Genomic DNA, 25859 nt, shown 5'->3' with positions numbered 1-25859 from the left:
TCAGGAGCACTCAACATGACCGATTCACTCAGCGCGCGCATTGAACTACTCGGCCTGCAACTTCCGCCTCCAAGCCAGCCCATCGCCAATTACGTCAATCAGGTCGGCACTCAAAACCGCCTGTACATCTCCGGACAAATTCCGTTGGTTGACGGCAAACCGGCGTTCATCGGACGTTTGGGCGAAGCCATCAGCGAAGAAGAGGGGGTCAAGGCCGCCGAGCTGGCTGCATTGGGCCTGCTCGCGCAATTGAGCGATGCCTTGGGCGATGACCTGTCAAAACTGGGGCGTATCCTGCGACTCGGCGTTTTTATCGCCACCACTCCCGACTTTCAACGCCAGGGCGCCGTGGCCAACGGTGCTTCCAATTTGCTGGTCAACGCACTCGGTGAAAAGGGCAGGCATGTCCGTACCGCCGTGGGGGTGTGCAGCCTGCCAAGTGGTGTGGCCGTTGAAGTCGATGCGATTTTCGAGCTGCTCCCGTGAATGCCCAAGCAGTCGAATATCTGCGAGCGGCCACGCCCGGCTGCGCCCGGATCATTCACTTCAACCATGCGGGTGCCTCTCTGCCGAGCCAGGCAACCCTCGATGCAATCATCGAGCAGCTGCAACGCGAAGCGCTCGGCGGCCCGATGGAGGCCGCTGACACTCAACTGCAGCACAGGGCACGCACCGCCGCCGCGACACTGCTCAATGCTGCCCCGGAAGACATCGCCTTCGCCAGCAGCGGCTCGGCGGCATGGAGTCAGGCGTTCAATGCGCTGGGGCCATGGCAACCCGGCGAGCGGATCCTCGTCGGACGTCACGAATGGGCCGGTAATCTGGCCTGCATGGCTGAAGCGGTAAAGGCCGGTGCGCGACTGCAGGTGATCCCCTGCGATGCCGATGGCGCTGTCGATCCGCAAGCGCTCGCGCAGATGATCGATCGTCACGTGCGCCTGATCGCCCTGACCTGGCTGCCGGCCAATGGCGGCCTCATCAACCCGGCCGCGCGAATCGGTCAGGTCGCTCGACAACATGGAGTCCCATACTTCATCGACGCCGGTCAGGCGCTGGGGCAGTTGCCCTGCGACGTCCAGGCCTTGCAGTGCGATGTGCTCAAGGGCGCCGGGCGCAAGTTTTTGCGCGGCCCGCGCGGTACGGCGTTGATGTACATCCGGGGGGCGTTTCTGCAACGGCTGTTGCCACAGCAACGCGATGTGTTGTCGGCGCCTTGGGATGGCCGGCGCTTCCCCCTGCGCGATGATGCGCGCCGTTTTGAAACCAGTGAAGTGTCGCTGGCCCTGCTGGCCGGGCTGGCCAATGCGCTGGAGGAACACAATCGGATCGGCGCACTATCGATTCGTCAGCGTATCGAGCAATTAAGCGATTACCTGCGTCAGCGCCTGCGGAGCATTCCCGGCCTGACCCTGCACAACCTCGGCGCGGCGGATCAACAGTCCGGGCTGATCGCCTTCACCCTTGAGGGCTGGGATTGTATCGAACTGAAGCAGGCGCTGGCTGCACGGCGAATCAACATCGGCGCCAACGGCGTGGCCTACACGCCCCTCGACATGCAGGCCCGCGGGCTCGAAAGCCTGGCGCGGGTGGCGGTGAGCTATCTGAATACTGAGGAGGAAATCGATGTGTTGCTGGCCAGTCTGGGCGAGCTGGCGGCGGCGCCTCAGATCTCGATATCGACCCACAAGCCCTGACGCGGCTGATCTTCCATCAGCGGCACCACCGGCACGGTGTTGTCAGCATTCAGCTCGGTGCCCGGCACGGCCAGATGCTCTTCCGGGTCTTCGTCGGCTTCGCGACGGCGACGATCACGTTCCTGCTGGCGACGCTGTTCTTCGCGCGCCAGCAGTCGATCCTCTTCCGGGTCACGTTTTTGCAGGTCGATCGTGCTTTCGTTGGAGCTTTCCTGCACCGGCACCACCGGAGGAATGTCCGGCCGCTGGCGAATCGGATCCTGCTGGGAAGTGATCGGCACAGCGCTCAGGGGGAGCATCGGTGGCAGCATATAAAGGGTCTCCTGTCAGCAGGCTATCGGCTGCGGCAAAGGCGCCTTGAGCCACTGGTCGCAAACTTGTGACCGGGTTGGCACTGTAGGAGCTGCCGAAGGCTGCGATCTTTTAATGGGACAATGTAGAACTCAGGTGTTTCCGTAGATCAAAAGATCGCAGCCTGCGGCAGCTCCTACCCAGTAATCTTTGGCCCTGAAGCCTGCATTCCGTTAAGATAGCCCGCTTTTTCAAGGTGGGAGTCAGGCAGCATGGCGCAGCAGTATCAACCGGGGCAACGCTGGATCAGTGACAGCGAAGCAGAGCTTGGTTTAGGCACCGTTCTGGCACAGGACGGCCGCTTGTTGACCGTGCTTTACCCGGCCACTGGCGAAACCCGCCAGTACGCGCTACGGAATGCGCCCCTCACCCGCGTGCGATTCTCGCCGGGTGACACCATTACTCACTTCGAAGGCTGGAAGATGACCGTGCGCGAAGTCGACGACGTCGACGGGCTGATGGTCTATCACGGTCTCAACGGGCAGAACGAAGCCGTTACCCTGCCGGAAACCCAGCTGTCGAACTTCATTCAGTTCCGTCTGGCCAGCGACCGTCTGTTCGCCGGGCAGATCGACCCGCTGTCGTGGTTCTCCCTGCGCTACAACACCCTGGAACACACCAGCCGCCAGTTGCAGTCCTCGCTCTGGGGCCTGGGCGGCGTGCGTGCGCAACCGATCGCGCACCAGTTGCACATCGCCCGTGAAGTCGCCGACCGCATCGCGCCACGGGTTCTGCTGGCGGACGAAGTGGGTCTGGGGAAAACCATCGAAGCCGGTCTGGTGATCCATCGCCAGTTGCTCTCGGGCCGCGCCAACCGCGTGCTGATCCTGGTTCCGGAAAACCTCCAGCACCAGTGGCTGGTGGAAATGCGCCGCCGCTTCAACTTGCAGGTCGCGCTGTTCGACGAAGAACGCTTCATCGAAAGCGATGCCACCAACCCGTTCGAAGACACCCAGCTGGCATTGGTTGCCCTGGAGTGGCTGGTCGAAGACGAGAAGGCGCAGGACGCCTTGTTCGCCGCCGGCTGGGACCTGATGGTGGTCGACGAAGCCCACCACTTGGTGTGGCACGAAGACAAGGCCAGCCCCGAGTATTCGCTGGTCGAACAACTGGCTGAAGTGATTCCCGGCGTGCTGCTGCTCACCGCGACCCCGGAACAACTGGGTCAGGACAGCCACTTCGCCCGTCTGCGCCTGCTCGACCCGAACCGTTTCCATGACCTGGCCGCGTTCCGCGCCGAGAGCGAGAACTATCGCCCGGTGGCCGAAGCCGTTCAGGAATTGCTCGACAAAGGGCGCCTGTCGCCTGCAGCACACAAGACCATCCACGGTTTCCTCGGCAACGAAGGCGAAGCCCTGCTGACTGCGGTCAACGATGGCGACAGCGAAGCCAGCGCGCGTCTGGTGCGTGAACTGCTCGACCGCCACGGCACTGGCCGCGTGCTGTTCCGGAACACCCGCGCCGCCGTGCAGGGTTTCCCGGAGCGCAAACTGCACCCGTACCCGCTGCCATGCCCGGACGAATACCTCGAACTGCCGCTGGGCGATCACGCCGAGCTGTACCCGGAAGTCAGCTTCCAGGCCCAGCCTGACGCCAGCGAAGAAGAACGCTGGTGGAAATTCGACCCGCGCGTCGAGTGGCTGATCGATCAGCTGAAAATGCTCAAGCGCACCAAAGTGCTGGTGATCTGCGCCCACGCCGAAACCGCGATGGATCTGGAAGACGCGCTGCGCGTGCGTTCCGGCATCCCGGCCACGGTGTTCCATGAAGGCATGAACATCCTCGAGCGTGACCGCGCCGCCGCCTACTTCGCCGACGAAGAATTTGGCGCACAGGTGCTGATCTGCTCGGAAATCGGCAGTGAAGGTCGCAACTTCCAGTTCGCGCACCACCTGGTGCTGTTCGATCTGCCGTCGCACCCGGACCTGCTCGAGCAGCGTATCGGGCGTCTCGACCGGATCGGTCAGAAGCACATCATCGAACTGCACGTGCCGTACCTGGAAACCAGCCCGCAAGAGCGCCTGTTCCAGTGGTACCACGAAGCACTGAACGCATTCCTCAACACCTGCCCGACCGGCAACGCCTTGCAGCATCAGTTCGGCCCGCGCCTGCTGCCGCTGCTTGAAGAAGCCGATGACGGCGAGTGGCAAGCCCTGATCGACGAAGCCCGCGCCGAGCGCGAGCGTCTGGAACAAGAGCTGCACACCGGTCGCGACCGTCTGCTGGAGCTCAACTCCGGCGGCGCTGGCGAAGGTGACGCGCTGGTCGAGGCGATCCTTGAGCAGGACGACCAGTTCGCCCTGCCGATCTACATGGAAACCCTGTTCGACGCGTTCGGTATCGACAGCGAAGACCACTCGGAAAACGCCCTGATCCTCAAGCCGAGCGAGAAGATGCTCGACGCCAGCTTCCCGCTGGGCGACGACGAAGGCGTGACCATCACCTACGACCGCAACCAGGCGCTGTCGCGCGAAGACATGCAGTTCATCACCTGGGAACACCCGATGGTGCAGGGCGGCATGGATCTGGTGCTGTCCGGTTCGATGGGCAACACCGCCGTCGCGCTGATCAAGAACAAGGCGCTGAAACCGGGCACCGTTCTGCTGGAACTGCTCTACGTCAGCGAAGTGGTTGCACCGCGCTCGCTGCAACTGGGCCGCTACCTGCCACCGGCTGCCCTGCGCTGCCTGCTCGACGCCAACGGCAACGATCTGTCGCCGCGGGTCTCGTTCGAAACCCTCAACGATCAACTGGAAAGCGTTCCACGTGCCAGCGCCAACAAGTTCATCCAGGCCCAGCGCGATCAGCTGACGCCACGGATCAACGCCGGTGAAGACAAGATTGCCCCGCGTCACGCCGAGCGCGTGGCCGAGGCCCGTCGTCGTCTGGCGGCCGATACCGAAGAAGAACTGGCGCGCCTGACCGCGTTGCAAGCGGTCAACCCGACCGTGCGCGACAGCGAACTGGATGCGTTGCGCAAGCAACGTGAACTGGGTCTGGCGATGCTGGATAAAGCGGCGCTGCGTCTGGAAGCGATCCGGGTGTTGGTGGCGGGTTAAACCGCCCTGCTTCAGTGCTGAAAACAAGAAGGCCCGCAGTGATGCGGGCCTTTTTGTTTGTCTGATATTCATGCTGCGCTGTTGATTGCCTCTTCGCGAGCAAGCCCGCTCCCACATTAGATCTGCGGTGTGAACTCGATTCCTGTGGGAGCGGGCTTGCTCGCGAAGGCGATCATGCAGTCGCCACCGCACCATCAGGTTCACTCACCGCCACCAACCCCTCCTTCATCCGCTGCGCATCCCGCACAAAACACCGCGCCGCCAGAAACAGAAACACCATGGTGAAAAACAGCGCCACCGGAATCAGATACATCGCGTCATGCAACCCGACAGCCTTGAATGCCTCGGTCATCTGCTCAGCCCCCGCCGAAATCATCGCCGACTGGGCGAAGTGATCCGACAAACCACCGACCACCACCGGCCCCAGGCCACCGCCCAGCAAATACAACCCGGCGAAGAACAACGCCATGGCCGTGGCCCGCAGGCGCGGCTCGACCACGTCCTGAATCGCCGTGTACACGCAGGTATAGAAGTTGTAGGCAAACAGCCAGCCGACGCTGAACAGCGCGACGAACACTCCGATCTCGACACGCCCGACATACAGTGCCCACACCGTGCACACCGTTGAGACGATCAGGCTGAACCCGACAAACAGTAGGCGTCCGTTGGCAACACGCTGATGAATCTTGTCAGCGATCCAGCCACCCAGGGTCAGGCCGATCAACCCGGTGATACCGACAATCACCCCGGTCGCCACCGCCGCATCGTGCAGAGGCATCAGGAAATAGCGCTGCAGCATCGGCACCATGAACGAGTTGCAGGCATAGGTGGCGAAGTTGAAACACAACCCGGCCAGCACCAGCCAGAGGAACGTCGGCACCGCGAGCACCCGGCGAATCGGTTTGTCGACTCTCTCCTGAGACACCTGCACGGTTTCTGCCGCACCGCGTTTGGGTTCCTTGATGAAAAACATGAACACCGCAAGGATCAGCCCCGGCACCGCCGCGATAAAGAACGGCGCGCGCCAGCTGTCGAACGCCTTGACCATCGCGCCGATGGTGAAGAACGCCAGCAGCAGGCCCAGCGGCAGGCCCAGCATGAAAATGCCCATGGCCCGCGCCCGACGGTGCGCCGGGAACAGGTCGCCGATCAACGAATTGGCGGCTGGCGCATAACTGGCCTCGCCGATACCGATGCCCATGCGCACCAGCAGAAAACTCCAGAAACTGCCGACCAGACCGTTGACTGCGGTCAGCGCGCTCCAGGTCGCCAGGCCCCAGCCCATCAGTTTGCTGCGCGAACCGGTATCGGCCATGCGCCCCAACGGCAGGCCGGCAATGGCATAAACCAAGGTGAACGCGGTGCCGACGATCCCCAGTTGAAAGTCGCTGAGGTGCCATTCCATGCGGATCGGCTCGATGATGATCGCCGGAATGGTGCGGTCGAAGAAATTGAACAGGTTGGCAAGGAACAACAGGAACAGAATGCGCCAGGCATTCGCCGCTTGGGTCGAGTTCTGCATGGGTCCGTCTCTTTATTGTTATAGGGCTTCACTGCCGACGCATCCGAGCCCGGAACCTGCAATCTAGACAGGCGGGCCGGGGCTGTCTGTGATCATTCGTCAAGCTGATAACGAGGCATGGCACTGTAAAGAAACGTAAGCCCTTGATAAGTCAGCAATCCCCCATAAACCGGGGGTTTTGCGGCAAAATCCGGCTACAAAAAAATACTTTCGCGCCCCCCTTCCCAAGTCCATGGCGAAGCCTAGAATAGCCGCCGGATCCGTCCGGATTCGCCGATCAACCCCTTTGATGCCCTCCCCATGTCCGAAGTCAGTCCGTGTCTGAATTGCGGTGCCTGCTGTTCCCATTTTCGCGTGTCTTTTTTCTGGGGTGAATGCGCCTCCTCCGGCGGCACAGTGCCCGATGAACTGGTCACGCAGATCAGCCCCAGTCGGGTGGCGATGAACGGCACCGACTGCAAATCGCCGCGCTGTACGGCGCTGGTCGGTGAGGTGGGCAGTAACGTGCAGTGCTCGATTTATGAGCAACGCTCCAGTCCTTGCCGCGAATTCGATGCTTCCTGGGAAAACGGCGAACAGAATGTCGATTGCGACAAGGCGCGCGCCCGCTTCGGCTTGCCGCCGCTTGAACCTGACTGGAATCAGATCCCTTACGAGCAAAGCGCCTGAGAGTTAGCGCCAATCGCTATAAAGCTCATGCCGAAATCGTTGGCACCAATGTGCCACTACCGCTTGCATGGCAAAAACCGCCTCTATACTCCAGTCATTCGCCTGCGTTGAAGACGCAGTAGGGACGACTTCAGAGACGGGGCATGCTATGGAGTGGCTTGGTTTGCAGTTTGTTACCGAGCTGCCGGAGAGCGGGCAGGTCATTCTCGATTGCACACACAACCCCTTGCTGGTGCTGGTGGCCTATCTGGTCGCCTGCGCCGCGAGTTTTGCCACCCTCGACATGGCCGAGCGGGTCGGTCACGCCGAAGACCCGGGCTCGCAACGGGTGTGGCGCTGGATCGGCGCTTCGTGCCTGGCCGGCGGCATCTGGGCCATGCACTTCATCGCCATGCTGGCGTTCCAGGCGCCGATCGAAGTCCACTACGATCTGGCGATCACTCTGTTTTCCCTGCTGATAGCCCTGCTCGCCTCGTGGCTGGCGATGCACACCTTGAGTGATCCACAGCCGAGCCTGGTGCACTACCTGAAAACCGCCATCGTCATCGGTCTGGGCATCGCCGGCATGCATTACGTCGGCATGGCGGCGATGCATTCGGTGGCCACCGTCTACTACCAGCCCCTGTTGTTCTGCCTGTCGATCGTGATTGCCATCGGCGCCAGCTTCGCCGCGTTGTGGGTCGCCGGTTATCTGCGTGAAGGCACTGGGCGTTTTCATCAATTACTCAAATACACCGCTGCGGTGATTCTCGGCGCCGGCATCATCAGCATGCACTTCACTGGCATGGCCGCGCTGCACCTGGTGTTGCCCGAAGGTACAGCACCGACGATGGCCGCCGACCCCAGCCATCTGCAACTGGGCCTGACGGTCGCGCTGATCATCCTACTGATTCTCGGCAGCGCGATCAGTGCGGCCCTGGCCGACAAGAAACTGCAGAACAAGGAGCACGACCTGCGCCGGGTCAACGCCCTGCTCGGGCAGCTCGATCAGGCGCGGATGTCACTGCAGCAAGTGGCCAACTACGACGCCCTGACCAACCTGATCAATCGCCGTGGATTCAACCAGATCTTCGCCGAGAAACTCAGCCAGAAAACCAGCGAAGGCGGCATGCTCGCGGTGATGTTTCTCGACATCGACCACTTCAAGCGGATCAACGACAGCCTCGGCCATGACGCCGGTGACGCCCTGCTCAAAGTCATCGCCAATCACATCAAAGGTTCGGTGCGCAGTCATGAGGATGTGGTCGCACGCTTCGGCGGCGACGAGTTCTGCATCCTGATCGGCCTGCACGACCGCGAAGAAGCGCGCGGCATGGCGCAGCGGATCATGCAGAAAATGAAGGAGCCGATCGAACTGGCGGGACGGCGCATGGTGATGACCACCAGCATCGGTATCAGCCTGTTCCCCGACGACGGCACCACCTGCGAAGAACTGCTCAAGCATGCGGATCTGGCGCTGTATCAATCCAAGGGTGCCGGGCGAAACGGCCTGCATTTTTTCAGTTCCAACATGAAGACCCGCGCCAGCCTTGAACTGCAACTGGAAGAAGAGCTGCGCCACGCCCTGCGCGAAGAAAACGGGCTGATGCTCTACTACCAGCCCATCTTCGAACTGAAAACCGGGCGGGTGACCAAGCTCGAAGCGCTGATTCGCTGGCAGCACCCGGTGCATGGCCTGCTGGCCCCGGATCGTTTCATCGCAATTGCCGAAACCAACGGCCTGATCGCCGAGCTGGATAACTGGGTGCTGCGCCGGGCCTGCACCGACCTTGGCGAACTGACGCGCCACGGCTGCGACGAACTGAAAATCGCCTGGAACTGCTCGCCACTCAATCTTGCCCGGGAAGAACTCGCCGATGAAATCGAAAGTGCGCTGCGCACCGCAGGCGTCGCGCCGGAACGACTGGAACTGGAAGTCACCGAAAACGCGCTGATGGGCAACATCGCCAACACCCTGGTGCTGTTGCGGCAGATCCGCGCCCTCGGGGTGTCGCTGTCGATCGACGACTTCGGCACCGGTTATTCATCGCTGGCCTACCTCAAGCGCCTGCCGCTGAACACGCTGAAGATCGACCGTTCCTTTATCCTCGACATCCCCAAGGCAACCGCCGACATGGAGATCGTCCAGGCGATCATCGTCATGGCTCACACCCTGCATTTGCAGGTGGTGACCGAAGGCGTGGAAAGCCTGGAGCAGTACGAGTTTCTTGAGCGCTCAGGCTGCGATTTCATTCAGGGCTACCTGCTGAGCCGCCCGGTGCCGCTGAACGAATTACGCCCGGTACTTGAGGAAATCAATCAGCGCAAACACTCGCACGCGGTCAATCCGCTGAGTCTGGCGCGCGGTACATTTGTACCAGTGTCGCTGGATCCTTCTGCAAAAAGCCCTGCGCCCCATGCAGGCGCATCAGTTGTGCGGCCAATCCGCTGATCGGCGTGGCCGAGCCTTGTTCGCGAGAGAATTTCACCGCGGTGTCGAGATCCTTGAGCAGCGTGCGCACGTGCCATTTCACCGGTTCGAAACGGCTCTCGGCCATTTGCGGGGCGAGGATCTGCAATGGTTTGGAATCGGCAAAACCACCGGCCAGCGCTTCGGCGATCAGGCGCGCATCGACCCCGGCCTGCTCGGCCAGCGCCACCACTTCAGCAATCACCAGCGCATTGCAGGCAACGATCATCTGATTGCAAGCCTTGGTCACTTGCCCGGCGCCGATGCCGCCCATGTGCGTGACGCGCTGACCGAGGCTGAGCAGTACCGGGCGCACCCGATCCAGATCCGCCGCCGCACCGCCGACCATGATCGCCAGACTGCCGGCCTCGGCGCCGACCACGCCGCCGGACACCGGTGAGTCGAGCCAGCTCATCCCGGTCTTGTCGGCCAACTCGGTGGCCATTTCGCGGGTAGCGGTCGGTTCGAGGCTGGAAAAGTCCACGAGCAACTGGCCGCTTTTCGCACCTTCAGCGACACCCCCGGCGCCAAACACCACCTCGCGCACCACCGCCGTGTCGGCCAGACAGAGCATCACCACGTCCGCGTGTTCGCACAGTTCAGCGGGGCTTGCCACCTGCCGGGCGCCTGCTTCGACCAGTGGCGCGCACTTGGCCGGGTTGCGATTCCACACGGTCAACGGGTAGCCGGCAGCCAGCAAACGGCGGCACATCGGCAGGCCCATCAGGCCGATTCCGGCAAAACCCAACGAAGGGAGCGTTGACATCATTTCGCCTCTTTTTGATTAAAGATCACTGAATAATGGCCGATTCATGAGCGATTAGGAAAGGATTCCCCCGTGCGACGATCAGGCCAAGCCCCTGACGCCCGGGCCAAATTCGCGCAATAAAAGACGCGAGATCTTATTCCGTGAGGCTCGCTGACACTGGTCAGCGGACCAACCAGTCCAGGTATATGGCGCACAATGACTTCTAAAAACAATCCGGCCACCGCGGTATCCGATCTGACCCTGAGCCCTGCGGCAAACAGCCCGGCTCCGATGAAGCCATTGCCTCCTTCGCGCCCGCTGGGCACTCACCAATACCTGTACTACACCGAAACCAACACCGACCGCATCCTCGACAACCTCGACGGTCTGCGTGACCTGGTGTTCCCGCGCCCGCCGCACCTGGAAGGCGACAACGAACAGCACAACGACCAGGAATTTCCCTCGGTGTGCCTGATCGGCCTCGGTCGCTGCGGCTCGAACATCGCCCTCGACGTCGCGGAGCTGGTGTACAACGCGCGCAAGTTCTACCTCAACGAATTCAACAACGAAGACCGTGCGGCGGATCGGCGTCTGGCCGACAAGGGCTACAGCCCGGCCCAGTGGATCAAGCACAACCTGCGGATCGGCCCGAACAAGTCGAGCAAACCGGTGTTCCTCGTCGAACCGCTGGTGATGCTCGGTGACCTCGACAAGGATATCGCCGGGCGCATCCGTTTCTCGCGCAAGGGCGAGAAAAGCGGCTTCCTGCGCGACTACAGCAAAATGAAGATCATGGACTTGTCCGAAGTCCACGCCGGTGGCGCCGGTAACGCGCCGATCCTCGGCCAGTATCTGGCGAAGATCATCCTCAACAAGGATACCCAGCGTTTCTCCAGCCCTGACTGGAAAATGATCCACTCGTACCTGATCGACAGCTGCGGTATCAAGGCCAACCAGTCGCGCCTGTACTTCTCGATCTTCAGTGCCGGCGGCGGTACCGGTTCGGGCATGGCCTCGGAGTTCGGTCTGGCCCAGCAGCACTCGTACATGAACAAGACGTTCGACACCAAGCCGATGGACGAGCACGACGGCAAGAGCGGGCATTCGTTCGTGTTCGAGCCGATCTTCACCAGCGGCATCTGCGTGCTGCCGAACATTTCCGACCACCGCAGTGAAATGTCCGAGGCGCTGCACATCAACGCCGGCCGCCTGCTGTGCAAATACCTCTCGGAAGAATGGGATTTCTCCTACAACTTCGCCAATGAAGACAGCAGCGAAGCCAGTGTCATGGGCCGTATCCGCCCATGGAACGCGATGATGCTGATCTCCAACGACATCATGCGTTACGCCGAAGAGAGCGATGACGGCAACATCCAGAACATTGATGTCAATGCGATGGAGAAGCACGCCAACCAGTACATCTCGCAACAGATCTTCAACATTCTGACGGCGCAGGCGGTGACCACCGACTACGACCAGAACTACTTCCGTCGCGCCGGCATCGACATCGGCGAAACCATTCGACTGGACGCCAACGACCTGTTCATGAGTCTGGCCGGCCCGGTGGCGATTGCCTACGCCGAATCGGTGGTGCCGGAAACCCCGCCGCCGAGCAGCGACAAGTTCAAGGTGTTCGACAAAGAGCCGCAGCGTCTGAACATCGATGATCTGTTCTTCCGTTCGATCGACCTGCCGCACTTCAACAAAGTCACCCAGGCCATCGAAGGCATCAGCCTGCTGCCGATCGAATCCAAGCGCTATCGCGCCTCGCTGGAGCAGTACAAGAATTCCGGCTACGACGCCGCCGCGCTGCACGACCTGCACTTCTTCAAGAACTGCTCGTCGGTGGTCTCGATCGTCTCGCTGCCGAAGGACTACAAACTGTCGTACATGGACTTGAACCGGTTGAAGACCCACCTCAACAGCCTGTTCCCCAACACCACGCTCAAGCGCTATGCACTGGTGATCGGCGCCTCGGCCAACCTGTCGCTGACCACTTTGATCGCCAAGAGCCCGTGCCTGTCGGATGATTTCCTGACGTTGATCGTGGCGTTCATCAAGCGCTGCTTTGCCAAGACCCCGTACCGTTTCGACGAGACCCTGGACAACTCGATCCTCGACTTCATCATCAATGAAGACTTCGACGAAGACCGCATCGACGATCTGCTCAACGAGTTCGAAAACCCGGCGAAGATCCTCGACACCAACTGGTACGCGATCAAACCGATGTACGAGAAGAAGTACCGCGAGCTGATCAACGACAAGGACAAGTTCGTCTCGATCAACGACATTCGCCTGTCGCGTGATTGCGTGAAGAAAGCGATCAAGTACCTGCGCGAGATCTACCGTCACCGGATCGGCAAGACCAAGGTTATTTCCCTGAATAACCATACCGGGAAGACTTACTCGGTCTAAAGTCAGACCGAGTCGCCCCCATTCGCGAGCAAGCTCGCTCCTACAGGGAAATGCATTCTCATGTGGGAGCGAGCTTGCTCGCGAAGAGGCCCTCAAATTCCCTGAAAATCTCAGTCGTTCCAATATCCAGAAACAATTAAGCAGCCCTCAGGCTGCTCAATAAACTGTTCCCGTTACGTTTACGTCACCGTGAGGCCACCCACGCTTGTGGCCTTTCTCTACGGCAACGTGCCATCACGCTACTCGGCTACACACTTTTCGCGGATGACGGCACGCACTACAAAGGTGCACCCCTTCAGACCTGCGCCCTTTCCTGGATCAGAATCCACGGACTCACCACCACCGCCCACAACTGAGGGTCGCGCTCGAAAATATCCAGCGCCCGCGTTTCAGACAGCTTGGCGAGTTTGTCTTCAGCCAGCCAGGCGGCGACTTTCTCGCCATCGTCCGATGCCACGGCCTCGGCGGCAGCAATCAAATCCAGGGCCGGGTCGACCCACAATAGGGCACCCTTGGCGAAGAACGGCTCCAGCTCTTTCCAGGTAATAGATGCGGTTTCACCAAGCAGCTTGGCATAGAGGGTGCTAGGTTCTTGATTCATGGGACTGTCCGGAAAAGAAATCGACGCGAATGATAACGTCGGTGGTCCGGCAGAAAAACCCGGTTGCAAATGGCTTCACCGAACGAAAAGAGCAGGAACGCCAAGGAATGCTGCTGTTTGGGGCATAAGCCCCAGGAAAGCCCCGCCGCAATTCTGTCTTTTTCATTCAAAAATGCGACACCCACAAGTTTTGCCCCCTGGCGCCAGCTTCCCAGGCCAACAACCGGCGCTCTACACTGTACCGGTACAGTTGCCGGGGGCATTTCCGGAGGGTATCGCAAAGGTATCTGACCCGGTTCTGCTGCTACGGCGCCAGAACTCAAAAAAATTACAACAGTAAGAGTGGAGCACTATGACTAAGGCTACTAAGCAGATTTCCAAACTGTTTGCCGCTATGGTTCTGGCCGGGGTTGCCAGCCATTCGTTCGCCGCTGACACCATCAAGATCGGTATCGCCGGCCCTAAGACCGGTCCTGTAGCCCAATACGGCGACATGCAGTTCAGTGGCGCCCGCATGGCCATCGAGCAGATCAACGCCAAGGGCGGCGTCGACGGCAAGAAACTCGAAGCCGTTGAATACGACGATGCCTGCGATCCGAAACAAGCCGTAGCGGTCGCGAACAAGGTCGTCAACGACGGCGTCAAGTTCGTGGTCGGTCACCTGTGCTCCAGCTCCACTCAGCCTGCTTCGGACATCTACGAAGACGAAGGCATCGTGATGATCACCCCGGCTGCCACCAGCCCGGACATCACTGCCCGTGGTTACAAAATGATCTTCCGCACCATCGGTCTGGACAGCGCCCAGGGCCCTGCCGCCGGTAACTACATTGCCAAGTACGTCAAACCGAAAGTCGTCGCTGTGCTGCACGACAAGCAGCAATACGGTGAAGGCATCGCCACCGCGGTTAAACAGACGCTGGAAAAAGACGGCGTGAAAGTCGCGGTATTCGAAGGCATCAACGCCGGCGACAAGGACTTTTCCTCGATCATCGCCAAACTCAAGCAAGCCAACGTCGACTTCGTCTACTACGGCGGCTACCACCCGGAACTGGGTCTGATCCTGCGTCAGTCCGAGGAAAAAGGCCTGAAAGCCAAGTTCATGGGTCCGGAAGGCGTGGGTAATGACTCCATTTCGCAGATCGCCAAAGAGTCCTCCGAAGGCCTGCTGGTGACCCTGCCGAAATCCTTCGACCAGGATCCGGCCAACGTTGCCCTGGCTGATGCCTTCAAGGCGAAGAAAGAAGATCCGAGCGGCCCGTTCGTGTTCCCTTCCTACTCGGCGGTTGAAGTGATTGCCGGCGGTATCACCGCAGCCAAATCCGAAGACCCGGCCAAAGTGGCCGCAGCCATTCACGCAGGCTCCTTCAAGACCCCTACCGGCGACCTGAGCTTCGACGCCAAGGGCGACCTGAAGGACTTCAAATTTGTGGTTTACGAGTGGCACTTCGGCAAACCGAAAACTGAAGTTTCGCCTCAGTAAGGCGCGCCCTGACTGACTGCCAATAAAGCCCACGGCGTGCCGTGGGCTTTGTTTTACGAATGTATGGGCCGCGCTGGCGTGATCCGCCAGTCTCCCCACCTGAAAATCTCAAAACCGTCATCAGCGGTTCGCTGGCAAAACCCGGATTCGAAGTGGATAAAGATCCACGGGGCCGGGCGGGAAAATGACTCCACCAGTGAAATGCGTATCAGGTTTTTAGGAGCGTTGTAATGCCTGACATCTATCACTTCTTCCAACAGCTGGTTAATGGCCTGACCATTGGCAGCACGTATGCCCTGATCGCCATCGGCTATACGATGGTCTACGGCATCATTGGAATGATCAACTTCGCCCACGGCGAGGTGTACATGATCGGTTCCTACGTGGCGTTCATCGCCATCGCCGGGCTGGCCATGATGGGAATCGACAACGTCCCGCTGTTGATGACCGCCGCGTTCATCGCGAGCATCGTCGTCACCAGTTCCTACGGTTACAGCATCGAACGGATCGCCTACCGCCCCCTGCGCGGCAGCAACCGTCTGATCCCGCTGATTTCCGCGATTGGTATGTCGATCTTCCTGCAGAACACGGTTCTGCTCGCGCAAGACTCCAAGGACAAATCCATCCCCAACCTGATCCCCGGCAACATCTCCATCGGGCCAGGTGGCGCACATGAAGTGCTGATTTCCTACATGCAAATCGTGGTGTTCGTGGTGACCCTGGTCGCCATGCTCGGCCTCACGCTGTTCATCTCCCGCTCTCGCCTGGGTCGCGCCTGCCGTGCCTGCGCCGAAGACATCAAGATGGCCAACCTGCTGGGCATCAACACCAACAACATCATCGCCCTGACCTTCGTCATCGGTGCTGCGCTGGCAGCCGTCGCTGCTGTGCTGCTGAGCATGCAGTACGGCGTGATCAACCCGAACGCTGGTTTCCTCGTCGGTCTCAAAGCCTTCACCGCTGCGGTACTCGGCGGCATCGGCAGCATCCCCGGCGCGATGCTCGGCGGGCTGGTGCTCGGGGTGGCGGAAGCCTTTGGCGCCGATATCTTCGGCGACCAGTACAAGGACGTCGTGGCTTTCGGCTTGTTGGTTCTGGTGCTGTTGTTCCGTCCGACCGGCATTCTGGGCCGTCCGGAGGTTGAGAAGGTATGACTAAAAATCTTAAGCAAGCACTCTTCAGTGCGCTCTTGGTTTGGGCGGTTGCGTATCCGGTACTCGGTCTGAAACTGACCATCGTCGGCATCAACCTCGAAGTGCACGGCACCAGCCCGGCCATTCTGGCGACCATCGCCGTGTGCTCGGTGCTGATGTTCCTGCGCGTGCTGTTCAACCAACAGATCAGCAAGGCGTGGAAATCCTCGCCGGGCCTGCCGTTGATCCCGGCCAAGGCCAGCAACTTCCTGACCCTGCCGACCACCCAACGCTACATCATCATTGCGCTGATCCTCGGTGCACTGGTGTGGCCGTTCTTCGGCTCCCGTGGCGCGGTGGACATTGCGACGCTGATCCTGATCTACGTGATGCTCGGCCTCGGTCTGAACATCGTCGTCGGTCTGGCCGGTCTGCTCGACCTCGGTTACGTCGGTTTCTACGCCGTCGGCGCCTACAGCTACGCGCTGCTGTCGCACTACTACGGCCTGAGCTTCTGGATCTGTCTGCCGATTGCCGGTCTGATGGCGGCGACGTTCGGCTTCCTTCTGGGCTTCCCGGTGCTGCGTCTGCGCGGTGACTATCTGGCGATCGTGACCCTGGGTTTCGGCGAAATCATCCGCCTGTTCCTGCGTAACCTGACCGATATCACTGGCGGTCCGAACGGCATCAGCAACATCGAGAAACCGACGTTCTTCGGTCTGACCTTCGAACGTAAAGCGGCGGAAGGCATGCAAACCTTCCACGAATATTTCGGCCTCGAATACAACTCGATCAACAAGGTGATCTTCCTCTACCTGGTGGCCCTGGTGCTGGCACTGGCGGCGCTGTTCATCATCAACCGTTTGCTGCGCATGCCGATCGGCCGCGCGTGGGAAGCGCTGCGTGAAGACGAAATCGCCTGCCGTGCGCTAGGTCTCAACCCGACGATCATCAAGCTGTCGGCGTTCACCCTGGGGGCAAGCTTCGCCGGTTTCGCCGGGAGCTTCTTCGCTGCCCGTCAGGGTCTGGTCACACCGGAGTCGTTCACCTTCATCGAGTCGGCGATCATCCTCGCCATCGTCGTGCTGGGTGGCATGGGCTCGCAACTGGGCGTGATTCTCGCGGCCGTGGTGATGATCCTGTTGCCGGAAATGATGCGTGAGTTCAGCGAATACCGGATGTTGATGTTCGGTGCGCTGATGGTGTTGATGATGATCTGGCGTCCACAAGGTCTGCTGCCGATGCAACGCCCACACATGGAGTTGCGAAAATGAGCCGCGAGATCCTTAAAGTCGAAAACCTGAGCATGCGCTTCGGCGGCTTGCTGGCGGTCAATGGCGTGGCCCTGACCGTCAAGGAAAAACAAGTGGTGGCGCTGATCGGGCCGAACGGCGCGGGCAAGACTACCGTGTTCAACTGCCTGACCGGTTTCTACCAGCCATCGGGTGGCAGCATCCTGCTGGACGGCGAGCCGATCCAGGGCCTGCCGGGGCACAAGATCGCCCTCAAGGGCGTGGTTCGCACCTTCCAGAACGTGCGTTTGTTCAAGGACATGACGGCGGTCGAGAACCTGTTGATCGCCCAGCACCGTCACCTGAACACCAACTTCCTGGCCGGCCTGTTCAAGACCCCGGCGTTCCGCAAGAGCGAGCGCGAGGCCATGGAATATGCCGAGTACTGGCTGGAAAAGGTCAACCTGAAAGAGTTCGCCAACCGTACCGCCGGCACCCTGGCCTACGGTCAGCAACGGCGTCTGGAAATCGCCCGCTGCATGATGACCCGCCCACGGATCCTCATGCTCGACGAACCGGCCGCCGGCCTGAACCCGAAGGAAACCGAAGACCTCAAGGCGCTGATCAGCGTGCTGCGTGAAGAGCACAACGTGACCGTGCTGTTGATCGAACACGACATGAAACTGGTCATGAGCATTTCCGACCACATCGTCGTGATCAACCAGGGCACGCCTCTGGCCGACGGCACGCCGGATCAGATCCGCGACAATCCTGAAGTGATCAAAGCCTACCTGGGGGAAGCGTAAATGCTGCAGTTCGAAAACGTTTCCACCTTCTACGGCAAGATCCAGGCCCTGCACAGCGTCAACGTCGAAGTCCGTCAGGGCGAGATCGTGACCCTGATCGGCGCCAACGGTGCCGGCAAGTCCACGCTGCTGATGACGCTTTGCGGTTCGCCGCAGGCGCACAGCGGCAGCATCCGCTACATGGGTGAGGAACTGGTTGGCCAGGACTCGTCGCAGATCATGCGCAAGAGCATCGCCGTAGTGCCGGAAGGTCGTCGGGTGTTCGCCCGTCTGACCGTCGAAGAAAACCTGTCGATGGGCGGTTTCTTCACCGACAAGGGCGACTATCAGGAGCAGATGGACAAGGTCCTCGGCCTGTTCCCGCGCCTGAAAGAACGCTTCAACCAGCGCGGCGGCACCATGTCCGGTGGCGAACAGCAGATGCTTGCCATCGGCCGCGCGCTGATGAGCAAGCCGAAACTGCTGCTGCTCGACGAGCCGTCGCTGGGCCTGGCACCGATCATCATCCAGCAGATCTTCGACATCATCGAACAGCTGCGCAAGGACGGTGTAACGGTGTTCCTGGTCGAACAGAACGCCAACCAGGCGCTGAAAATCGCCGACCGTGCGTACGTTCTGGAGAACGGCCGCGTGGTGATGCAAGGCACCGGTGAAGCCCTGTTGACCGACCCGAAAGTGCGCGAGGCGTACCTCGGCGGTTGAGGCTTTTCACTGAACAGAAAAACGGCCTTCGGGCCGTTTTTTGTGCCTGGCAGATAGTTTGAATCCAACACAGATCCCCTGTGGGAGCGGGCTTGCTCGCGAAAGCGATTTTACATTCAGCCTATGTGCTGACTGATCCATCGCATTCGCGAGCAAGCCCGCTCCCACACAATCAAAAGCCGTCAGTACGGATTGCAGTGTTGGGCTACAGCGGTGGCCTGATCGACATAAGGCCGTGCCGGCTCAAGGTTCCACTCAGGCTTGTTCCTCACAGGCTTGCCCTCGTAGGTAGCTGCCAGATGGCAAACCATCTGCCGCCGCAATGACCCGCCATTGACGCTGTATTCGCGCCACTGCGGATCGTCCTTGTGCTTGTTGTACAGCTCGGCAAACATCCGGTCGGTCTGGTCGTCCTTGATCGCCCGACCACACGCGGTCGGTACTACCGAGAGCGACCAGGTCTTCGGCCCCAGTTTCGGGTCGGGACGTTGTACCCAGGTGCTGGACTCGATGTACTTGTCGCAGAATTTTGGCGCGCTCGGCGTCGAGGTCTGGATGCACGAGAATGTGGCCTTGGCGACCGGGGTTTTCGGGAAGTCGATCTTGATGATGTTGCGATCCTTGCCGGTCTTGGCCTTGTAATCCTTTTGATTGGCCAAGGCATCATTCAAGCCGCGCTGATCGCTGTAGAAAAACGCCAGAATCGGCAGTTCATCGGTTTTCGGGTTGCCCAGGCGCAGCTCGGTCTGGGTCTGAAATTCGCGGCTGTTGATGACCTTGCGCGCGCCCATGAAATTGCGAAAGGCGTCGACCCGCTCCTTGCTGCTCATCGGATTGCGCATGTTGAAGCCGCACTGCAACTGGTCTTGCTGGCGGTTGTTGTTGAATTGGGTGAAGTGCGCCACCCAGGCACTCGGACTCGTGATAGGTGGCTTCATGGCCTGGCAGACTGCCTCGGTCGGGGCGGTGTTCTTGTTGTCGCCACAGCCACGGTCGTTGCGAAAGTCGGTCCAGGCATCGTTGGGAAACGCGCAGTAGACGTGCACTGGCGTCTCGGGGTCTTTCACTAGATCCCGGGGCGTAATCAGGTAGCCGTTCTGCGTGCTCATGCCCGGGTCTTCATAACTGATGCCGTCGGCCCGCATGAACGAGGCAGCAAACGTACCCAGCTCCACGGCTTTCGGGCTGGGATTCCACACGTCCCACTTTTGCCCTTTGGCCGGATCGGCGCGGTGCGTGCCGCGAACCAGCAGCCCCGAACAGTCCGACGCGGGATCCTGCCCGCAACTGTCGACGGTGTTGTTGTACAGCGTTTCGACTTTTTTCAGCGTCTCCGCACAGGATTCGGCAGTGGCCGCAGTCGCGTGCAACAGCAGCGGCAAGATCAGCAGTGGAACAGTCCTGACCAGACATCTTTTCATGGCTTGCATCTCCTTGATTAGCCAACACACACTCAACGGGGAACGGGGTTGCAACCGGCGGCCCGGGTCTCGGCCTCCGATAACGCCGGCCTGAACGGCTCGAGATTCCACGGCGTCTTGTTGCGATAGTTGGCCAGGACGCACCCCAATTGCTGGCGCATGCTGCCGGCTGAGGTTTCGTTGTCGCGCCAGTTGCTGTCCGCGCCCTTGAGGGCGAACAACTGCTCGTACAAGGCGCCGAGCTGTTCGTTGGGCAAGGCGCGCCCCGCTGCCGTGGGCACGATGCTCAGGCTCCATTCATCCTTGCGGGTGCCGGGGTCGTAACGCTTGATCCAGTCAGCCGAAGCGATGTACTGCGGCGTCGGGGCTGCCACTGGATTGCATCCGGCCTTTGCCGCTTCCTGCGGGCTGACCACGGGGCGGAAAGGTTCCAGGTTCCACTCGGTCTTGGCCGGATAGTTCTGCACCAGACAGCTCAATTGCTGACGCATGCTGCCTGCGGCTTTCTCGTTGTCGCGCCACTGGCTGTCGGCGCCACGCAGCGTGAACAGCTCCTGATAAACGGCGTCCTGGTTGCTGGCCTGAATCGCCTTGCCCTCGGCGGTCGGTGTGACCTTGAGCGACCATTCGTTTTTCTTGCTGCCCGGGTCGTAACGCTCGACCCACACGGCATCGGCAATGTACCTGGCCGCCGGGGCGCCACCCATCACCATTTCGTCGATCGCCTGATCGGCGGCGACGTAGCTGAAGCGCTGCTCTGCAGGCTTGGTGAAATCCAGGCGCAGGATCGGCACGCTGTAGCCCTGAGCCTGAAGTTTTTTCTGGAAATTGCGCGCGCTGTTCAGGCCGTTCTCCGGCTTCGGCGGCGCCTGATCACCGCGGGTGGCGAAGTTCTGCGTGCTGTTGACGTTGTAGATGAAAGCATCGATGTACTTCATGTTTTCGCTGCCATCGTTGGTCGCGGTAGCGTTCTTCAACATGAACTCGTTGACCTGGGCACTGAAGGCAAAAGGATCCTTGTTGGTGGTGTTCGGCCGCGACTCGTGCACGCGGATCATCGCGTGCCAGTCGCTGGGTTTTTCCGCGTTCCACGAACATTGGCCGTACTGGATCGGCCCCTTCATCAGCCCGGTGTATTTCTGCGTCCACTGCTCGGCGGTGGTTACACCGGCCTCCGCGCAAGTGCCATAAGCCAGTGCGGCATTGCGATTGTTCATCGTGCCTTGCGCCGCGCGCGGCGGTTCGCGGCTGTCGAAGAAACCGCAGCCATACCACTTGCGCTCCGGCCCGGTGCCGCCATCGAACGCATAGATGCAGGTAAAGCCCTGCTCTTTGACCGGCAGCTTCAATGCCGCGGCATCGGTGGGCGTGCGCAGGATGAAACCGGCAGGGTGAATCAGAATGCGTGTGCTCAGATCCTTGCGGATCCACGAGTAGGACGTCGCGCCGATCTTGATCGCATAGGGGCTGTAATCCCACGGGTTGAACGGCCCGTCATTGACCATGCGCAAGGTCACGCCGCTGCAGTAATACAGCCCGCGCGCAGCACCGGTATCGGGTTCCTGGCAAGCGTCCTTGAGGGTGTTGTAGTTGCTGTTGATGCGCTTGAGCGTGTCCAGCGGGTCGGTTTGTGGCTGAGCGTTAACCGTGGAAACCAACAGGGGCAGCGTGCAGGCCAGAGCAAACGATGAAGCTTTGCGCGATAGCGCAGCAGAGTCTGAGCGATCCTTCGTCATAAGATACCGTCCTGGTAAATCGGCCTGTCAGAGTTGGCCGTTGAAATGACTATAGAACAGGCGAGAGTGAACACAATCCAGTGTGGGAGCGGGCTTGCTCGCGAAGGCGGTGTGTCATCAAACATCAATGGCGTCTGACACTACGCCTTCGCGAGCAAGCCCGCTCCCACAGTGGATTGCCGTGTTCGAAGAATTTTCTGAAAAATTTGCACTGCGCTGTAACGCATCGCCATGAGCGTTCTCTAGTGGGGTAAGCAAGCGCACTTCGCTTGTAAAACCCAAGCTCAAATCTGGAGAAACATCATGACTACCACTCGCACCCTGTCCGCCGCTGCCCTGGTTCTGGCTCTTGGTTCTGCCCTGAGCATGACTGCCGTTTCCAGCGCCAATGCCGCCGATAACAGCAACATGGAAAAATGCTTCGGCGTGGCCATGAAGGGTCACAACGATTGCGCCGCGGGCGCAGGCACCACCTGTGCCGGCACAGCGAAGATGGACTACCAGGCCAACTCGTGGAAGTTCGTGCCAAAAGGCACCTGCACCACCACCGAGAGCAAGACCTCGCCGACCGGTTTCGGTCAGATGGAAGCCTTCAAAGCCAAGTCCTGAACCATTGCCTGCCCGAGTGACGCTCATGTTGACCACCCGCGAAACTGTCCCACCGCGCACTCGGGCAGCCCTCTGCGGGCTCCCGCCCCGCGCGGGGCTGGGGCTCAAGACCGGGCACTTTGTTGAAGTGCTCGGCACCCGACCGGACATCGGTTTCTTTGAAGTCCACGCCGAAAACTATATGGTCGACGGCGGTCCGTTTCATCATTTTCTCGGGTTGATCCGCGAGCAGTATCCGCTGTCGCTGCACGGTGTCGGGCTGTCCATCGGGGCCGAAGGGTCGCTGGATGCTCAACACCTGCAACGCCTGAAAACGCTGATCGAGCGCTATCAACCGCAATCCTTTTCCGAACACCTGGCCTGGTCGAGCCACGGCCCGGTGTTCCTCAATGACCTGCTGCCACTGGCGTATGACACTCCGACCCTGAACCGCGTCTGCGCGCATATCGACCAGGTGCAGAACAGCCTCAAGCGCCCGATGCTCCTGGAAAATCCAGCGACCTATCTCGGGTTCGAACGCTCGACCATCGATGAGCCGGAGTTCATTACCGAGGTGATCCGCCGCAGCGGCTGTGGTCTGCTGCTCGACGTCAACAACGTCTACGTCTCGTGCGTCAATCATCAACGCGATCCACTGACCTACCTCGACGCGCTGCCTTTGCACGCGGTCGGCGAGATTCATCTGGCCGGGTTCGCCGAAGATGCCGACAGCCTCGGCGACCGTTTGCTGATCGACGATCACGGCGCGCCGATTGATGACGCGGTCTGGGCGTTGTACCGGCTGGCGCTCGAACGAATCGGCCCGATGGCAACCTTGATCGAACGGGACAATCAGGTTCCGGCGTTCAATGTGCTGCTGGCCGAGGCGCAGCAGGCCGAAGCGTTATTGCTGCACGCCGGGAATCAGCCATGAGCACTCAAGCCGACTTCAGCGCCGCCCTGCTCGACACTCGCCGGCCCTGCCCCGCTGGCCTGTGCAGCGTTAACGGTGCTGATCCCGCCAGCCGATTCTCGGTGTATCGCAATAACGTGCAAGGTTCGTTGATCAACGCGCTGGCCGACAGTTACCCGGTGGTGCAGCAGTTGGTCGGCGAGGAGTTTTTCCGTGGCATGGCCAGCATTTTCATCCAGCAGCAGCCGCCGCGCAGTCCGTTGATGAGCCGTTACGGCGACGGTCTGGCGGACTTCATTGGCGCCTTCGAACCGGCGGCCGGCGTCCCTTATCTGGCCGACGTCGCACGGCTCGAACGCCAGCGCACCCGCGCCTATCACGCCGCCGATGCGCTGGCGGTCAATGCGCAACAGATCAGCGCTGCACTGGCCGATCCGCACACACTGGCCAAACTGACCATCGCCCTGCATCCCTCGCTGCACCTGCTCGATTCGGCCTACGCGGTGGTTTCGATCTGGGCGGCGCATCAAGGAGACGCGACGCTGGCGGGCATCGACGTCCATCAAGGCCAACACGCACTGGTGCTGCGCAACGCACTCGAAGTCGAGGTCTTTACCCTCGATCACGGCGCCAGCGTGTTTATCCGCCACCTGCTCAACCACCAACCGCTGCTGCAAGCTGCGCAAAACAGCCCGCCCTTCGATCTGCCGCAGACGCTCGCCCTGCTGATCGGCCACAACGCCATCACCGACCTGAACAACAAGGTATCGCCATGAACAACCTCATCACTCGCGCCATCGGGCTCATGGAAAAAATCCCCCACAGCCTGATCGCCTTCATCGCGCGGTTCTCGATAGCCGCGGTGTTCTGGAAGTCCGGGCAGACCAAGGTCGAGGGGCTGGCCATCGATTTGATCGACGGCACCTTGCAACTCGGCTGGCCACATTTGGCGGACTCGACGATTCCGTTGTTTCAGAGCGAATACCACGTGCCGCTGCTGTCACCGGAAATCGCCGCGCACATGTCGGCGTTTGCCGAGCACTTCTTTCCGGTGCTGATATTGATCGGCTTCGCCACGAGATTTTCAGCGCTGGCGCTGCTGGGCATGACACTGGTGATCGAGGTGTTCGTCTATCCCGATGCCTACCCGACCCACGGCACCTGGGCGGCGGTGTTGCTGTACCTGATGGCGACCGGGCCGGGGAAATTGTCGATCGATCACCTGATCGCACGACGTTTTGCCAGTTGACCACCAACTGTAGGAGTGAGCCTGCTCGCGATAGCGGTAATCCAGCTAACATTTCTGTTGAATTTGCTTACGCAATCGCGAGCAGGCTCACTCCTACAGGAAATGAGTTAGCGCTGAAGGCGATCCAGCGCCTCGCCGCTGCGCTTGAACCAGCCAATCAGATAATCCGCCAGCACTTGCGTGCGCTTGGGCAAACCGCCCTGATAAGGATGCACCAGATACATCGGCATCCGGCGCGTCTGAAAGTCGCGCAGCAGCCAGCGCAACCGACCGTCAGCCAATTCCGTTTGCAGCAGATACGACGGCAAACGGGCGATACCAGCGCCGGCCAGTGCGGCTTTCTTCAGCAGGTTGTAATGGTTGCTGGCGAACGGCCCCGACACCCGCACCCGCAGCAATTCGTGCTGTTGGTGATACAGCCATTCCTCGCGACCACTGTAGTGACTGTTGAGCAGGCAACGGTGCTCGACCAGCTCCTGCGGGCTCAGAGGTTCGCCGAACTGCTCAAGATACGCCGGGCTGGCACAGGTCATTTCCTGCCACGCCAGCAGTGGCCTGGCCACCAGCCGTTCGTCATTGGCCACTTCGCTGCGGATAGCCAGATCAAACCCATCCCGGGACAGGTCGCGATAGCTGTTGTTCAGCTCCAGCTCGATCTGCACCTCGGGGTATTTCTGCGAGAACTCCAGCAGCAGGCCATCGAAAAACGTTTCCCCCAGCGACACCGGTACCGTCATCCGCACCGGCCCGGCCATGTCGTCCTTCAAGCGCGCCAATGCCTGACGCGCGCGCTCCACCTGAACGACCAGCGCTTGCGCCTGCGGCAGCAAAGCGGCGCCGGCGGCAGTCAGGTTCAGACGGCGCGTCGTGCGTTGCAGCAACACCACGGAAAACTGTGCTTCCAGCTGACTGATGCGTTTGGACAACTGGCCCTTGCTGCAACCCAGTTGCTGCGCCGCCAGGGTAAAACTGCCGGCCTCGATCAACACCGCAAACGCCGCCAGATCATCCATTTCGCTCATGGATTGTTTCCATTTGAAAACCAAAGGTTGCCTATTAGTGCGCTTATCCGCAGAAAAAACCACTCTAGA

At 60.4% G+C, this 25859-nt stretch carries 22 protein-coding genes; 15 read left to right on the top strand and 7 right to left on the bottom strand.

Going from position 1 to position 25859, the window contains the following annotated elements; all coding sequences use genetic code 11:
- Positions 1-15: 15 nt before the first annotated feature.
- Complete coding sequence (locus V9L13_RS27195; protein ID WP_338800992.1) at positions 16-486, top strand: RidA family protein; 471 nt, start codon at positions 16-18, stop codon at positions 484-486.
- Complete coding sequence (locus tag V9L13_RS27190; protein ID WP_338800991.1) at positions 483-1694, top strand: aminotransferase class V-fold PLP-dependent enzyme; 1212 nt, start codon at positions 483-485, stop codon at positions 1692-1694. The genes V9L13_RS27195 and V9L13_RS27190 overlap by 4 nt, the downstream gene beginning before the upstream one ends.
- On the opposite strand, the gene V9L13_RS27185 is transcribed toward V9L13_RS27190, so the two are convergent.
- Positions 1664-2005, bottom strand: a complete 342-nt coding sequence (locus V9L13_RS27185) for a hypothetical protein (RefSeq protein ID WP_003222394.1) — start codon at positions 2003-2005, stop codon at positions 1664-1666. The genes V9L13_RS27190 and V9L13_RS27185 overlap by 31 nt on opposite strands.
- Positions 2006-2257: 252 nt before the next feature.
- Here V9L13_RS27185 and rapA point away from each other — a divergent pair, with 252 nt between their 5' ends.
- The gene (rapA, locus tag V9L13_RS27180; protein ID WP_003222393.1) at positions 2258-5104 is read left to right on the top strand and encodes an RNA polymerase-associated protein RapA; all 2847 of its coding nucleotides are present in this window, start codon (positions 2258-2260) and stop codon (positions 5102-5104) included.
- 172 nt (positions 5105-5276) lie between these two features.
- On the opposite strand, the gene V9L13_RS27175 is transcribed toward rapA, so the two are convergent.
- Positions 5277-6626, bottom strand: a complete 1350-nt coding sequence (locus V9L13_RS27175; protein ID WP_338800990.1) for an MFS transporter — start codon at positions 6624-6626, stop codon at positions 5277-5279.
- 300 nt (positions 6627-6926) lie between these two features.
- On the opposite strand from V9L13_RS27175, the gene V9L13_RS27170 reads away from it, so the two are divergent.
- Both V9L13_RS27170 and V9L13_RS27165 read left to right on the top strand, forming a co-directional pair.
- A complete protein-coding gene (locus V9L13_RS27170; RefSeq protein ID WP_338800989.1) occupies positions 6927-7295 on the top strand; it encodes a YkgJ family cysteine cluster protein in 369 nt (122 codons plus the stop codon).
- A 148-nt stretch (positions 7296-7443) separates the two neighbouring features.
- Positions 7444-9726: a bifunctional diguanylate cyclase/phosphodiesterase gene (locus V9L13_RS27165; protein WP_338800988.1), complete on the top strand. Its 2283-nt coding sequence runs from the start codon at positions 7444-7446 to the stop codon at positions 9724-9726.
- Here V9L13_RS27165 and V9L13_RS27160 read toward each other — a convergent pair.
- The gene (locus V9L13_RS27160; RefSeq protein WP_338800987.1) at positions 9617-10513 is read right to left on the bottom strand and encodes an NAD(P)-dependent oxidoreductase; all 897 of its coding nucleotides are present in this window, start codon (positions 10511-10513) and stop codon (positions 9617-9619) included. The two genes, V9L13_RS27165 and V9L13_RS27160, sit on opposite strands and share 110 nt — an antisense overlap.
- A 195-nt stretch (positions 10514-10708) precedes the next feature.
- Here V9L13_RS27160 and V9L13_RS27155 point away from each other — a divergent pair, with 195 nt between their 5' ends.
- Complete coding sequence (locus tag V9L13_RS27155; RefSeq protein WP_103485739.1) at positions 10709-12907, top strand: hypothetical protein; 2199 nt, start codon at positions 10709-10711, stop codon at positions 12905-12907.
- Positions 12908-13202: 295 nt separating this feature from the next.
- Here V9L13_RS27155 and V9L13_RS27150 read toward each other — a convergent pair whose 3' ends face one another.
- Entirely contained in the window at positions 13203-13508 is a 306-nt protein-coding gene (locus V9L13_RS27150) for a DUF2288 domain-containing protein (protein ID WP_338800986.1), read from the bottom strand.
- Positions 13509-13860: 352 nt separating this feature from the next.
- On the opposite strand from V9L13_RS27150, the gene V9L13_RS27145 reads away from it, so the two are divergent.
- The 5 genes from V9L13_RS27145 to V9L13_RS27125 all read left to right on the top strand — a co-directional run bounded on the left by V9L13_RS27145 (position 13861) and on the right by V9L13_RS27125 (position 18861).
- The gene (locus V9L13_RS27145) at positions 13861-14988 is read left to right on the top strand and encodes a branched-chain amino acid ABC transporter substrate-binding protein (RefSeq protein ID WP_338800985.1); all 1128 of its coding nucleotides are present in this window, start codon (positions 13861-13863) and stop codon (positions 14986-14988) included.
- Between the two features lie 230 nt (positions 14989-15218).
- A complete protein-coding gene (livH, locus tag V9L13_RS27140; protein WP_003222384.1) occupies positions 15219-16142 on the top strand; it encodes a high-affinity branched-chain amino acid ABC transporter permease LivH in 924 nt (307 codons plus the stop codon).
- On the top strand, positions 16139-17395 hold the full coding sequence (locus V9L13_RS27135; protein WP_338800984.1) for a high-affinity branched-chain amino acid ABC transporter permease LivM: 1257 nt from the start codon (positions 16139-16141) through the stop codon (positions 17393-17395). The genes livH and V9L13_RS27135 overlap by 4 nt, the downstream gene beginning before the upstream one ends.
- Entirely contained in the window at positions 17392-18159 is a 768-nt protein-coding gene (gene livG / locus V9L13_RS27130; RefSeq protein WP_003222381.1) for a high-affinity branched-chain amino acid ABC transporter ATP-binding protein LivG, read from the top strand. The genes V9L13_RS27135 and livG overlap by 4 nt, the downstream gene beginning before the upstream one ends.
- On the top strand, positions 18160-18861 hold the full coding sequence (locus tag V9L13_RS27125) for an ABC transporter ATP-binding protein (RefSeq protein WP_003222380.1): 702 nt from the start codon (positions 18160-18162) through the stop codon (positions 18859-18861).
- Between the two features lie 182 nt (positions 18862-19043).
- Here the strand turns inward: V9L13_RS27125 and V9L13_RS27120 are convergent, their stop codons facing one another.
- Together V9L13_RS27120 and V9L13_RS27115 are read right to left on the bottom strand one after the other, a co-directional pair.
- Positions 19044-20282, bottom strand: a complete 1239-nt coding sequence (locus V9L13_RS27120) for a DUF2599 domain-containing protein (protein ID WP_338800983.1) — start codon at positions 20280-20282, stop codon at positions 19044-19046.
- A 32-nt stretch (positions 20283-20314) separates the two neighbouring features.
- Entirely contained in the window at positions 20315-22018 is a 1704-nt protein-coding gene (locus tag V9L13_RS27115) for a DUF2599 domain-containing protein (RefSeq protein ID WP_338800982.1), read from the bottom strand.
- A gap of 300 nt (positions 22019-22318) precedes the next feature.
- Here V9L13_RS27115 and V9L13_RS27110 point away from each other — a divergent pair, with 300 nt between their 5' ends.
- The 4 genes from V9L13_RS27110 to V9L13_RS27095 are packed head-to-tail and all read left to right on the top strand — an operon-like array spanning position 22319 to position 24768.
- Positions 22319-22627 (top strand): DUF2282 domain-containing protein, encoded by a 309-nt coding sequence (locus tag V9L13_RS27110; protein WP_086803514.1) that lies wholly within the window; start codon positions 22319-22321, stop codon positions 22625-22627.
- A gap of 25 nt (positions 22628-22652) precedes the next feature.
- Positions 22653-23540 (top strand): DUF692 domain-containing protein, encoded by an 888-nt coding sequence (locus V9L13_RS27105; RefSeq protein ID WP_338800981.1) that lies wholly within the window; start codon positions 22653-22655, stop codon positions 23538-23540.
- Positions 23537-24295 (top strand): DNA-binding domain-containing protein, encoded by a 759-nt coding sequence (locus V9L13_RS27100; protein ID WP_338800980.1) that lies wholly within the window; start codon positions 23537-23539, stop codon positions 24293-24295. The genes V9L13_RS27105 and V9L13_RS27100 overlap by 4 nt, the downstream gene beginning before the upstream one ends.
- Entirely contained in the window at positions 24292-24768 is a 477-nt protein-coding gene (locus V9L13_RS27095) for a DoxX family protein (RefSeq protein ID WP_103520435.1), read from the top strand. The genes V9L13_RS27100 and V9L13_RS27095 overlap by 4 nt, the downstream gene beginning before the upstream one ends.
- Positions 24769-24875: 107 nt before the next feature.
- On the opposite strand, the gene V9L13_RS27090 is transcribed toward V9L13_RS27095, so the two are convergent.
- Complete coding sequence (locus tag V9L13_RS27090) at positions 24876-25790, bottom strand: LysR family transcriptional regulator (protein WP_338800979.1); 915 nt, start codon at positions 25788-25790, stop codon at positions 24876-24878.
- Positions 25791-25859: the final 69 nt, after the last annotated feature.

The sequence above is a fragment of the Pseudomonas sp. RSB 5.4 genome (assembly GCF_037126175.1).
Taxonomy (GTDB): Bacteria; Pseudomonadota; Gammaproteobacteria; order Pseudomonadales; family Pseudomonadaceae; genus Aquipseudomonas; species Aquipseudomonas fluorescens_H.
The sequence above is the reverse complement of the archived record's forward strand: the minus strand, read 5'-3'. Positions and strand labels throughout refer to the sequence as shown.